Raw genomic sequence first — 13,086 nt, 5'->3', positions numbered from 1 at the left:
TTCAAACAGAATTAGATAAATTATAATCCATTATACATCATGCTCGTCACTGCTAGTTGGTGGCGAGTTTCTTATTGAAGTCGCAGAAGTATCACACGAAATATCGATCCTTGCTAAACTATACTGATTAATACAACCTTTCCGTTATGGGCTTCGACGAAGGGACGCAGGGACAGGAACCATGTCCCACCAGATTACCTGCCGCTATCCCGAATATTTTTTTGTGTTAGAGCCAACAGACAAAAATCCAAGACCCTTGATAATACTGGTTTCATCCAAATCCAACTTGTGAAATTGGTACCGTAACCTCTTGGTGGAACGAATCTTTTGTAATTTGCCATACCCCATTTCGGATGGAATATAGCCAAATTCGCTCGTTTACTAATATGAATAACCAAATTGTTTACAGGGTTTTATTTACAAATTGCTTTATCAGGATTTTAATTTTGTCCTGTGGATTTTAATGTAAAAGGAACAGGAAAGAGCCTAACAAGATATCGGATATACAAATAGAAATGGGACAATAAACCTGTCCCCATGTCCCTTTGCCTTATTTCTTTTATCGATTAATCGAACCAGCCATCCGAATATACGTATGTCGCTTCCCGCGAATCGCAATAGAATAATCCATAATATTTTCAGGAATTGCAATACCTGTGTAACCGGCATCGCCGATATGGTGTAAGTCAGCACCGACCATCTTATTTTGTAAAGCAATTTGACGGATGGTATTTGAGTCTGATCCTTCTTGGCTCGTGCCAATGGTTAACATGGCTAATGCTCCGTACTGGTGTACCAAAGAAACCCACTCATGCGCCCGTTCCACGGTTATTCCTGGTACTGTCCCTGGAGACGGAATTAAGATAACATCAGCCCCAGCTTCAACAAAGGCTTTAATGGTTTCTTCATTTAAGATAGAAGACCCGGCCTCACCCTTAACTCCAGCTCCATGCATCTTACCAGCAATGATGAAAGCATCATCGCCAAGCACATCTTTGGCTCTACCAATGGCCTTCAATATTTCTGCATTCGTAACACCTGTTTTCGGATTACCAGTCAAACAAACAAAGTCTAAGCCAAGTTCTTTTACCTTGACCAAAGAATTTTCAGCAGCTGTTCGTCCAAGAGGTAAGGAAAGTAACTCTTCGGCAGCATCGGCACTAACATCAACTGGCTCTAAATTGACACCAACAGGTCTTCCTGTTAACATCTTAAGCCGCTTAATCACTTTAGGTCCATCCGCATCCACACCTGCAATAGCAGGGTTTTCAACATCAAGCATATTAAGTAATAATAGGTCTGCACCAAAAGCAGCTGCAATCTCCGGATTGGAAATTTCATAGTAAAGCGGTTGTACCGAAACGACAATCTCAGAAACTACCGTTCTACCTTCACTAGCAGCAATCGATTGTAATAGGTCTTTTCCTTTTAGTTGTTTAAAATCGGATGCAAAACAGTTTAAAATACGTTTCATTTACTTTCACCTCACAATTCGTTATGGGAAAAGAAGAAGTTCCCTACTCACCGCATGTGACTAAGGAACTTCATTCACTCATTATTTATGCCTTATTTTTTTTGCGGATGTTATGAATTTCATCTGCAATGAATTGTACCTGAGTTCCAACGATTACTTGGATGTTGTTTTTACCAACCACGTTGATTCCAGGTACACCAGTTGCTTTGATTTTCTTCTGATCGACAGCGTCCATATCTTTTACTTCAAGACGTAAGCGAGTCACACAGTTGTCAACAGAAACAACGTTAGCATCTCCACCTAATCCTTCGTAAATTTCAGCTGCCATACCAGCGATTTTGTCTTGACCAGTTAATACAACGCCTTCACCATCTTCACTTTCCACTTCATCATCTTCCCGTCCAGGAGTCTTGATATCAAATTTAATAATCAAGAAACGGAACAAGAAGTAGTAAATTACAGCGAACACAAGACCTTGTAGTATTAACATGAACGGCATGTTAGCTAATGGAAGTCTTGAACTTAATACGAAGTCAACAAAACCTGCACTGAAACCAAAACCTGCTGTCCAGTGAAATGTTGCAGCTATAAATAGAGAAAGACCAGTTAATGCAGCGTGAACAACATATAAGAATGGAGCTAGGAACATGAATGCGAATTCCATTGGCTCAGTTACACCAGTGAAGAATGACGCGAAACCACCGGCTAACATTAGAGAAGCAACTTGCTTTTTCTGCTTTGTTTTAGCTGTATGATACATCGCTAAACCAGCTGCAGGAAGACCAAACATCATAACAGGGAAGAAACCTGCTTGATACATACCAGTTACACCTTTTTCTCCTTTACCAGACCAGAAGTTACCAATGTCATTGATACCAGCAACGTCAAACCAGAATACAGAGTTTAAGGCATGGTGTAAACCAGTTGGAATAAGTAGACGGTTAAAGAAACCATATAGCCCTGCACCTACAGAACCTAAGCTAGCCATACCTGTACCGAAGGAAACCAATCCTCCATATACAACTGGCCATACAAAGAGTAATACAAAAGAAGCAGCAAGCATAGATACAGCAGTCATAATTGGAACTAAACGTTTCCCACTAAAGAATGCTAAGGCATCCGGTAATTTTACGTGACTAAACCGGTTGTACATAATAGAAGCTATAATACCAGAAAGGATACCAACAAAAGCATTACTGATTTTTCCGAATGCCGGATTTACCGCATCTGCTTCGATTCCTTGAAGCATTGCAACCGAACCAGGTGAAAGTAATGTAGTTGTTACAAGGAATGCAACAAGACCACTAAGTGCAGCAGAACCATCACGTTCTTTTGCCATACCAAGCGCAACACCAACAGCAAATAAAATTGGGATGTTATCAATAATCGAAGCACCAGCTTTAATTAAGAAAGCTGCAACAGCACTTCCGGAACCCCAACCTGAAGGATCGATCCAATAACCGATACCCATTAAAATTGCCGCTGCTGGTAAAACTGCAACCGGTAACATTAATGAACGGCCAAGTCTTTGAAAATAATTCATCATTTTTTAACGACCTCCTTATCAGAATAGATAAAACTTACTCAAAAAATAAAAAATACAAGTGAGCGCTTTCACCTTCCTTTTTGGTGTGGAATTAATATCTTCTTCCGTATTCTAGCATAACGCAATATAGTTGTCTATACCAATATTCAATATTTTAATAATATAAATGTAAGTGTTTTCAATGTTGATTTTAAACTATGTTTCATTCATAAAACGGTAACATTTAGCATAGACATTTGAAAAATTTGCGTTTATATGTATAGACAACTATATTTAATGGTGCTATCCTAAAAATATAAATTTGATAAAGTGTGGTGTGGGGAATGAAAAAAAAGATCCTTATTACAAATCCATCGATATATACAGAAACAGATGTTATAGAAAATGGCTATTTAATCATAGAAGATAATCAAATTAAAGATATAGGAAAAATGGAAGACTCTCCTACTAGTGAGGACTATGAGGTAATCCAATTGCCTAGAAGTTCCAAAATGGTTCCAGGGATGATTGACGTTCATATCCATGGCGTTAATGGTGCGGACACCATGGATGCAACAACAGAAGCATTAGAGAAAATGGTAACCTCTTTGCCGGCAGAAGGAACCACTTGTTTTTTAGCGACAACGATTACGCAAGAGAAAACGGCGATTGAAGCGGCTCTTCAGAATGTTGCTGATTTTATCGACAACCACCAAAGGACTGGGCAAGCAGAAGTAGTGGGCATTCACCTGGAAGGTCCTTTTATTAATAAAAATAAAGCTGGTGCTCAACCGTCCAGCCATATTATCGACCCAGATTTACAAGTGTTTAAAGACTGGCAAGCATTAAGCAATGGTCATATTAAATTAGTTACTTTAGCCCCGGAACAACCTGGGGGTGCCGAATTAATCACCTATTTAAAAAATAATAATGTTATTGCTTCGATTGGTCATTCTGATGCAACATTTTCACAAGTGGAAGAGGCGATCGAACATGGATTGTCCCATGTTACGCATTTATACAATCAAATGAGCGGTCTACATCACCGTGAACCAGGTGTGGTCGGCGCAGCATTTCTTAAAGACAAATTAATGGTTGAAATCATTTCGGATGGCGTGCATGCAAGGCCTGAGGCGGTTCAGCTGGCTTATCGTCAAAAAACATCCGATAAACTAATGTTGATTACCGATGCGATGCGTGCCAAGTGTTTGAAAAATGGCATTTATGATTTAGGTGGTCAAGAAGTAACGGTTACCGACAATAAAGCCGTACTAGCAGATGGAACGTTAGCTGGTAGTGTGTTGCGAATGGGGCAAGCGTTTAAAAATATCATTGAATACACAGACTGTACGGTAGCGGACGCGATTTTAATGTCATCATCCAATGCGGCCAAAGAGTTAGGATTGTATGAACGGAAAGGAAGCATTTCAATCGGAAAAGATGCCGATATCGTTATTTTAGATAAAAACAACGAAGTCGTGATGACTTTTTGCCAAGGAAAACTGGCATTTCAGAAAGGAGAAACAAACAAATGAAAATGATAACAGCAAAAGATTACTCTAACATGAGTGAAAAAGCAGCTGCATATCTCTTAGATAAAATAAAGCAGGCGCCGGATTTAACACTTGGGTTAGCAACGGGTGGGACTCCGATAGAAACGTATAAATGCTTAGTACAAGATCATAAGAAAAATAATACAACCTACCAGCATATTACAACGTTCAATCTGGATGAATACATTGGCGTGAAAGCAGAAGACCCAAATAGTTATTATCATTACATGAAGGAACATTTATTCGACCATGTGGATATTCCAAAACAGCAAATAAATATACCGAACGGAATGGCATCAGACCTTGAACAAGAGTGCAAAGAGTATGAACAAAAAATTGCCGACCGTGGAGGGATTGATTTACAGCTTCTTGGATTAGGAAGTAATGGTCACATCGGCTTTAACGAACCAGGTACAGCCTTCGACTCGACCACACACGTGATTGAGCTTACACAAGCAACACGTGAAGCAAATGCAAGGTTTTTTGATAAAATGGAAGAGGTACCAAAACAAGCAATAACGATGGGCATCGCAAATATTATGAAAAGCAGAGAAATACTGCTAATAGTTTCTGGGGAAAAGAAAAGTAAGGCGTTAGATCGTTTATTAAATGGAGAAATCGATCCATCCTTCCCAGCTTCTATTTTGAAAAAGCATCCGAATGTTACGATTATTGCTGACGAAGCGGTATTAAAGCATACAAGAGTCCCATCCACTTTTTTACAATAACTGTAGGCCGATTTTCTGGGAGGAAAGACAAATGATTGATAAAAATTCCCCAATACCGATTTACCATCAGCTAGAAGAATCCATCAAACAACTAATAGAAAGTGGTCAATTGAAGCCTGGTGATGCATTACCATCAGAGCGCGAGTATTCTGAGCAATTTGGGATTAGCAGAATGACGGTCAGACAAGCGATTATTAATTTAGTAAACGAACGTTTCCTTTATCGTGTAAGAGGAAAAGGAACATTCGTCATGGAGCAGAAGTTTGAGCAAAATCTTCAAGGCTTAACAAGCTTTACCGAAGATATGAAAGCAAGAGGGATGGAAGCGAGTAGCAAACTCATTAATTTTGAAATCATTCCCGCCGACGCTAAATTAGCAAGTGCGCTTAATATACAAGAGCACGGCCCAGTCTATAAAATAAAAAGGATCCGGTTAGCCGAAAATATCCCAATGGCTTTAGAACGAACCTATATCTCTGCCAATCTCGTTCAAGGCTTAACGAGTGAGATTGTTAAAAATTCTTTATATTACTATGTTGAAGAAACGTTACACATGAAAATCGTTGGTGGAACACAAGTGATTGAAGCTTCCATTGCGAACAAAGAAGAAGTGAAATTGTTAGAAATCCCAGAATTATCGCCGGTAATGATCATGGAACGCAGCTCCAAATTGGAAGATAATACAGTGTTTGAAATAGTGAAATCAACGTATCGAGCTGATCGATATAAATTTATGATTGATTTGAAGAGATTCTAAGTTTGGAGTGCTTGTAAAATGACACAAAAAGTAACAGAATCATTGAACACAAATAGTCTAAAAATAGATGAAATGTCTTCTTTCGGTATTGTTTCGCTCATGCTAGAGGAAGACCGAGCAATTGAACAAGGCGTGAAAAATGCACTACCCCAAGTTGCCAAGGCGGTTGATTTAATCGTTGAAAAGTGGATGCAAGGTGCTCGCGTGTTTGTAGTCGGAGCTGGTACAAGCGGGCGACTTGGAGTATTGGATGCCGTCGAACTAGGACCAACTTTTTCCGTCGAAGAAGGCCGTTGGGTTGGGTTAGTAGCAGGTGGCAAAGAAGCAATGTGGGAGCCACTCGAACAGCATGAAGACGATGAGAACGTGGTTGTCCGTGAATTAGATGGTTATTCTTTTGGGGAAAAAGATGTGGTGATTGGAATTAGCGCTAGCGGTTCCACACCATATTCTGTTGCTGCGATTAAATATGCGAAAGAACTTCGTGCAACAGCTATTTCCATTAGCTGCAACCATGACACCATTTCATCGGAATGGAGTGACTGCGGGATAGAAGTCGTCGTTGGTCCAGAGGTGATCCGTGGCTCTACTAGATTAAAAGCCGGAACCGCACAGAAAATAGTGTTAAATATGATTTCAACAGCCACCATGATCCGTCTTGGAAAAGTTTATCAAAACCAAATGGTAGACATGCAGTTGATTAATAAAAAACTAGTCAAGCGCGCCGAGCAGACATTAATGGAATTAGTAGATGTGTCAGAGTCAGAGGCGCAAGCGTTAATGGTTAAAAGTAACCGAAATTTAAAAGCAGCCATTTTTATAGGTGTAACTGGTACGGATCTTGAAACAGCGCTCATTCATTTGGATAAAGCGAATGGCCATTTGAAAAATGCGATGATGAATTATTTGAAAGATTAATTATTTAGCCCACGTAAACCGTTCCGTTTTGGAGGGGTTTTGATTTTAAAAAGAGGTTGTGTATATGGACAACAGATTCACACGCCTTTTTTATTGTACTTTCAAACCTAAATTCATAGTTCTCATTATTATAACGGAATGAGGAACCACTTTAAAAATTTTGTGGTTTCTCGTTCCGTTATTTACCTTTTCTAGATCAAAATTACTCGCCTTTTTCCTTAATAGTGGAATGAGGATCCGTGGTTAATCTGCCGGATTCTTATTCCATTACCTAAACTAGGAGAGGGTATATATATGCATCTTTTTGCGATATAGTTCTATAGACACCCATTTCTCTGTTGGACTAAATCGCTAAAGCTGTATAGTTCAGCCAAAATCCCTAAGTGAAACGGGTACTATTCACCATTTAAAATGGTATAGATATTAGTATAAAAGTGGTATAGACATCTATATATGGTAATTGTATGATTGGTGATGAAAGATGAAAACGCTTAAAAAGGAGGTTGAGTTTTTAAAAATTTTATAAGAACATCCTTTGATTCCCACCACGGCATGACTACACAGAAAAATCCCGATTCTGGTTTTCACTCAGTTTGCCCAGGATCCATACTCCATAAGACTTTACTTAGCTACATTCCTCACGAGAGTCCAATCACATATGTATTCAACCAAGCAAATGACGTAATCTAACAAATGACTAGGAGGCTTTTCTATGAAAAAGCGTACGAAAACTAGCCTAAAATCATTGCTCGTTGGTGTATTAATGCTGTCCCAATTATTAGTTGGTGGGGCAAGTGTTGGTGCAAAAAAAGCAGCAAATGATGAGGTGTCAGATTTAATTATTTATCAAAATGTTCCGGAAGTGAATCCAGATGTAACTGATGGGGAAATACAGCTAAAGGCGCTTCATATCTATAATGAAGGTCAATTTTTGTCAGTATCGGAAAACTTAGAATGGAAATCTTCTAACAAAAATGTTGCTACTATTGACGAAAATGGGAATGTCACTTTTACTGGCCAAAATGGTAGAACATTTATAAGTGTTACTGATGGGAACTTTGAAGACAGAATTACTTTAGACAATAAAGTCGATGCAAAAAATGCTAATAACCCGAAAGGCAAGCCAGCTTCGGTTGCTAAAGTCGTTAAAGAAACGGGAGATCGTTATGATGTTATTTCAAACGCGATTGCAAATATGACGATTAACGAGAAAATCGGTCAAATGCTTATGCCGGATTTCCGTATTTATAACGGTTCGAATGTAACGGAAATGCTTCCTGAAATCGAACAGCTTGTAAAAGAATATCACCTTGGTGGTGTGATTCTTTTCAGAGAAAACGTGGTGACAACAGAACAAACAGCGAGACTAGTGTCTGACTATCAAGCGGCTGCTGAAAAATTTGGACTGCTGTTAACGATTGACCAAGAAGGTGGAATTGTTACACGTCTTCAGTCTGGAACAGATATGCCAGGTAACATGGCATTAGGTGCAACACGTTCTACAGAAATTGCTGGCAACGTAGGTCAAGCAATTGGAGAAGAACTAGCAGCACTTGGTATCAATATGAACCTAGCTCCGGTTTTAGATGTAAACAATAACCCGGATAATCCAGTTATTGGTGTCCGCTCATTTGGTAGTGATCCTACTTTAGTTGGGGATTTGGGTGTTGCTTATATCAACGGACTTCAAGGTACTGGCGTAGCGGCAACGGCTAAACACTTCCCTGGGCACGGCGATACAGCGGTTGACTCTCACTTAGGTTTACCCGAAGTTCCCCATGATAAAGAGCGTTTAATGAAAGTGGAATTATTTCCATTTCAACAAGCGATGGATGCTGGTATTGATGCTGTCATGACGGCTCACGTAACTTTCCCTAAAATTGATGGTACAAAAGTAATTTCAGCGAAAGACGGAACAGAAATTGCCATCCCTGCTACACTTTCTGAAAAAGTATTAACAGGACTAATGCGTGAAGAAATGGGCTACGACGGACTAATCATCACCGATGCGATGAACATGAAAGCTATTTCCGATCACTTTGGTCCAGTCGATGGAGCAATTCGCGCGGTAAAAGCTGGAACAGATATCGTACTAATGCCTGTAGGTCTTGCGGAAGTTGCTGAGGGACTATTGGATGCGGTTGAATCAGGAGAAATTTCTGAATCACGTATCGAGCAGTCAGTCGAAAGAATTTTAACGTTAAAAGTAAAGCGTGGCATCTTGAAAGAAGAAAATCCACAACCAATCGAAGAGAAAATTGCTAATGCCAATGCAGTAGTCGGATCTGAAGCACATAAACAACTGGAAAAGGAAGCAGCAGAGCGTTCGATTACACTTTTGAAAAATGAAAATGTACTTCCGTTGAACGTGAAGCAAGATGAAAAGATAGTTGTCATTGGAGGTTCTTTTAGTGGTAGCCTTTATGATGCGGTAGCTGCTCATCATGAAAATACGGTTCATATCAATCATGCAAAGTTACTAACAGCTGATCAATTGGCTGAACTAGAGAATGCTTCTGCAGTTATTGTAAGTACTTATTCTTACAGCCTGTGGACGAAATCACCGGACCATCCACAAATGCAAATGGTAAACCAAATTATAGAGGCAGTGGATGCGCCAGTAATTGGTCTAGGCATTCGCAATCCATATGACATCATGGCATATCCAGGTGTAGATGCTTACCTTGCACAATACGGGTTCAGACCAGCAAGTTTTGAAGCTACAGCAGCAACATTGTTCGGAGAAAATAACCCAACAGGGCAATTACCAATTGATATTCCTGGACTGTATGAGTTTGGGCATGGGCTGAGTTACTAAATTTGTTATACGGACGCAGCTACAAAGTGTGTGCGCTCGAAAATTGGCGCCAAAAAAAGCCTATTGAACGCCAGAAAACACAAGTGAACGCTCATAAATCAATCGCAATTCAATAAAAACAAAGGGGTTGTACGAATGAAAAAATGGTTAATTGCCATAATAGCAATCACTATGGTATCCACATCTTTTTCTGCTGTATTTGCAACAGGCAATGGAAATGGGAACCAGTACGGTCATGAAAAAGGAGTAGGAAATCCTCATAAGTTTCAACTTGGGGTAGAAGCATTGCTAAGCGACCACAAAGACTTAATCGCAGGCAAAAAGGTTGGGTTAATTACGAATCCTACCGGTGTGGATCAAAAGCTAAATAGCATTGTAGATTTATTGCAAAATGATCCGGATGTAGAACTTACTGCATTATATGGACCAGAACATGGTGTCCGCGGAGATGCTCAAGCTGGATCATACATTAAATCTTATATAGATGAACCCACTGGATTACCAGTGTACAGCCTGTATGGTTCAACAAGAAAGCCAACAGCCGAAATGTTAGCGGATATTGATGTGTTACTTTTTGACATTCAAGATGTTGGTACTCGTTTTTACACATACATTTACACCATGGCTTATGCAATGGAAGCGGCTAAGGAAAATGACATTCCATTTATTGTATTAGACCGTCCAAATCCACTTGGTGGGGAAAAAGTAGAAGGACCAGTCCTTGATGAGGAATATAAGTCTTTCGTTGGTAACTATCCTATTCCCCTTCGCCACGGGATGACTGTTGGGGAGTTAGCGAAGTTATTTAATGAAGAGTTCAAAATTGGTGCAGACCTTACAGTCGTTGAGATGAGTGGCTGGGATCGTGATATGTATTATGATGAAACACCATTAGAATTTGTTGCGCCATCACCAAACATGCCAACATTAGATACAGCACTAGTTTATCCTGGTGCAGCGTTAATTGAAGGTACGACGAATATTTCTGAAGGTCGCGGTACAACTCAACCATTTGAGTTACTCGGTGCACCGTTCATTAACAGCACTGAATTTGCGGCAACATTAAATGAGTTGAACTTGCCAGGAGTTACTTTTAGAGCAGCATCCTTCACCCCAAGCTTCTCTAAAAATGCTGGTAAATTAACACATGGTGTTCAAATTCACATAACCGATCGTGATGCGTACCAACCGGTAGAAACTGGTCTCCATATCGTGAAAACAATGAACGATCTGTATCCAGAAGATGTACAATTTCGTAGCTTCTTCAACAACTTAATCGGTAACGGTTGGGTACTAGAAGCCATTCAAAATGGCCAGTCTGTAGAAGAAATCCAAGCACAATGGCAAGAAGGATTAGATGAGTTTAAGCAAGTTCGTGCCGAGTATCTAATCTACTAAATCAACAAAAAGGGAGGCTAATATGAATAAGAAAAAGGGGATAATCGTAGCTTCGCTTGTCTTAAGTAGTTCGATCTTCTTTCCGACAGTTAGTGCTTTTGGATCAGAAGGAAAACCAACGCTAGAAATACCGATGGAAAAACCGTCCTCTAAAAAGCCACATCCAGTCTTTTCATGGAATATCCCTGGTGTAAATTCACCTGTCCTTCACCCTGGTTTAGCTAGGGGAGCGGGAATGGTTCAACAGCCATTAGATGAAATTGACAGTGTGATGTCGGATTTGATAGCTGATGGTGTCATGCCAGGTGCGGTTACGATCGTGGCTCGTCGTGGTCATATTGTTCAACAAGGTGCCTATGGTTATGCCGCAAAATACACTGATGGGATCAAGACGGAAATGGACCATCCGATTTTAATGCAAGAAGATACAATTTTTGATTTAGCATCAATCAGTAAAGTGTTTACGTCAACAGCAGCAATGATTTTGTATGAACAAGGTTATTTTGACTTGCAAGACCCTGTGGCTAACTATATCCCTGAGTTTGCACAAAATGGAAAAGAAGAGGTGACCATTAGTCAACTATTGACCCATACGTCTGGGTTTGTTGCATGGGTTCCGCTTTATGCCCAAGAGGAAACAAGAGAGGACCGTCTTCAATATGTCTTTAATTATCCGTTACGCATTCAACCAGGAGAAAAGTACACGTATAGTGATTTAAATATGATCACGCTCGGCGCATTAGTTGAACGCTTGTCCGGTCAAAGATTGGATCAATTCGTTGCAGAGAATATAACGAAGCCTCTAGGAATGAAAGATACGATGTACAATCCTCCTTCCGAACTGAAAAATAGAATTGCTGCGACCGAATACCAAGCCTTTCCTAATCGAGGTCTTGTATGGGGAGAAGTTCATGATGAGAATGCTTGGTCGTTAGACGGGGTAGCTGGTCATGCTGGTATTTTTTCAACAGCAACGGATTTAGCTAAATTCGCTCATGTTATTGTCAACGATGGGCGTTATGGTGGGAAACAAATCCTTCAGCCAGAAACGGTGAAGTTGCTAGTTGAAAATCAAATCCCTGAATTCTCGGCTAATAGCCATGGACTCGGTTACGAAATTGATCAAGGCTGGTACATGGATGCTTTATTTGGTAATTCGATTGGACATACAGGTTATACAGGAACATCGATGGTAATTAATAAACAAAACAACACCATTGCTATCCTATTAACCAACCGTGTTCATCCATCCAGGTCAACACCATCAACGAATTCGGCGCGTCGTCAATTTGCGCGTCAAGTAGCTGACGCCATACCGGTAGCTATTCCGAACAAGGATGATGCTTGGTTCTCTGGTTATGGAAGTAACCTGAATAGCGCGCTAACAGCAGAGGTGGATTTGGAAGCAGAAGCTACACTATCTTTTGATACTTGGTATCGATTAGAAGATGGCTATGACTTTGGCCTAGTAGAAACGTCGGTGGATGGCGACAATTGGACGGTTGCCGAGACTTATACTGGTAGCTCAGAATGGAAAACGAATAAATTTAACATAACAGAGCATACAAAATATATCAGGTTCCGATATGATACGGATACTAATACAAACCGAAGAGGCTGGTATGTTTATAATCCGTCAATCACACGATCTAATGGAGAAACAATCCATCTAGAATTCTCAAATGACGGTTGGGAACTAAGAAACTATTAATCTGGTGAGGGTAATTCCCTCACCTTTGGTTTGTAAGAGTAATACAAAAAATAGTCTACCAAATGAGTGCCCCTCATCGCTTGTAAGAAAAGAGAATTGGTGCAACGGGAGAACAGGGCCTCTCTATAAGGATTGGGTCGTGAACTACTCCCACCACTTACCACCCTTACAGGTCGCTTGAAGTGGGGGCTTCTCGACTTATCG

Annotated in this window: 9 protein-coding genes; 7 read left to right on the top strand and 2 right to left on the bottom strand. The window is 40.1% G+C overall.

The window, feature by feature from the left end:
• Positions 1 to 559 precede the first annotated feature (559 nt).
• Both UB32_RS06775 and nagE read right to left on the bottom strand, forming a co-directional pair.
• Positions 560 to 1,474, bottom strand: coding sequence for a PEP phosphonomutase (locus UB32_RS06775; protein WP_044392287.1), 915 nt, complete (start codon positions 1,472 to 1,474; stop codon positions 560 to 562).
• Between the two features lie 85 nt (positions 1,475 to 1,559).
• Positions 1,560 to 3,020: an N-acetylglucosamine-specific PTS transporter subunit IIBC gene (gene nagE, locus UB32_RS06770; protein WP_044392285.1), complete on the bottom strand. Its 1,461-nt coding sequence runs from the start codon at positions 3,018 to 3,020 to the stop codon at positions 1,560 to 1,562.
• Between the two features lie 323 nt (positions 3,021 to 3,343).
• Here nagE and nagA point away from each other — a divergent pair, with 323 nt between their 5' ends.
• The 7 genes from nagA (at position 3,344) to UB32_RS06735 (ending at position 12,882) form a co-directional block, all read left to right on the top strand.
• The gene (gene nagA / locus UB32_RS06765) at positions 3,344 to 4,534 is read left to right on the top strand and encodes an N-acetylglucosamine-6-phosphate deacetylase (protein ID WP_044392283.1); all 1,191 of its coding nucleotides are present in this window, start codon (positions 3,344 to 3,346) and stop codon (positions 4,532 to 4,534) included.
• Complete coding sequence (nagB, locus tag UB32_RS06760; RefSeq protein WP_044392282.1) at positions 4,531 to 5,280, top strand: glucosamine-6-phosphate deaminase; 750 nt, start codon at positions 4,531 to 4,533, stop codon at positions 5,278 to 5,280. The genes nagA and nagB overlap by 4 nt, the downstream gene beginning before the upstream one ends.
• 31 nt (positions 5,281 to 5,311) lie before the next feature.
• Entirely contained in the window at positions 5,312 to 6,037 is a 726-nt protein-coding gene (locus UB32_RS06755; protein WP_044392280.1) for a GntR family transcriptional regulator, read from the top strand.
• An 18-nt stretch (positions 6,038 to 6,055) separates the two neighbouring features.
• The gene (gene murQ, locus UB32_RS06750; protein WP_044392278.1) at positions 6,056 to 6,955 is read left to right on the top strand and encodes an N-acetylmuramic acid 6-phosphate etherase; all 900 of its coding nucleotides are present in this window, start codon (positions 6,056 to 6,058) and stop codon (positions 6,953 to 6,955) included.
• 712 nt (positions 6,956 to 7,667) lie between these two features.
• A complete protein-coding gene (locus tag UB32_RS06745) occupies positions 7,668 to 9,773 on the top strand; it encodes a glycoside hydrolase family 3 protein (protein ID WP_044392277.1) in 2,106 nt (701 codons plus the stop codon).
• A gap of 135 nt (positions 9,774 to 9,908) precedes the next feature.
• A complete protein-coding gene (locus UB32_RS06740; RefSeq protein ID WP_044392275.1) occupies positions 9,909 to 11,171 on the top strand; it encodes an exo-beta-N-acetylmuramidase NamZ family protein in 1,263 nt (420 codons plus the stop codon).
• A 22-nt stretch (positions 11,172 to 11,193) separates the two neighbouring features.
• A complete protein-coding gene (locus UB32_RS06735) occupies positions 11,194 to 12,882 on the top strand; it encodes a serine hydrolase domain-containing protein (protein WP_044392273.1) in 1,689 nt (562 codons plus the stop codon).
• Positions 12,883 to 13,086 lie beyond the last annotated feature (204 nt).

This window comes from Mesobacillus subterraneus, assembly GCF_000934845.1.
GTDB lineage: Bacteria > Bacillota > Bacilli > Bacillales > Cytobacillaceae > Mesobacillus > Mesobacillus stamsii.
The sequence above is the reverse complement of the archived record's forward strand: the minus strand, read 5'-3'. Positions and strand labels throughout refer to the sequence as shown.

Excerpts from the sequence above, each read along its gene's own strand:
- UB32_RS06775 (WP_044392287.1), bottom strand. The coding sequence starts at position 1,474 with ATGAAACGTATTTTAAACTGTTTTGCATCCGATTTTAAACAACTAAAA.
- nagE (WP_044392285.1), bottom strand. The coding sequence starts at position 3,020 with ATGATGAATTATTTTCAAAGACTTGGCCGTTCATTAATGTTACCGGTT.
- nagA (WP_044392283.1), top strand. The coding sequence starts at position 3,344 with ATGAAAAAAAAGATCCTTATTACAAATCCATCGATATATACAGAAACA.
- nagB (WP_044392282.1), top strand. The coding sequence starts at position 4,531 with ATGAAAATGATAACAGCAAAAGATTACTCTAACATGAGTGAAAAAGCA.
- UB32_RS06755 (WP_044392280.1), top strand. The coding sequence starts at position 5,312 with ATGATTGATAAAAATTCCCCAATACCGATTTACCATCAGCTAGAAGAA.
- murQ (WP_044392278.1), top strand. The coding sequence starts at position 6,056 with ATGACACAAAAAGTAACAGAATCATTGAACACAAATAGTCTAAAAATA.
- UB32_RS06745 (WP_044392277.1), top strand. The coding sequence starts at position 7,668 with ATGAAAAAGCGTACGAAAACTAGCCTAAAATCATTGCTCGTTGGTGTA.
- UB32_RS06740 (WP_044392275.1), top strand. The coding sequence starts at position 9,909 with ATGAAAAAATGGTTAATTGCCATAATAGCAATCACTATGGTATCCACA.
- UB32_RS06735 (WP_044392273.1), top strand. The coding sequence starts at position 11,194 with ATGAATAAGAAAAAGGGGATAATCGTAGCTTCGCTTGTCTTAAGTAGT.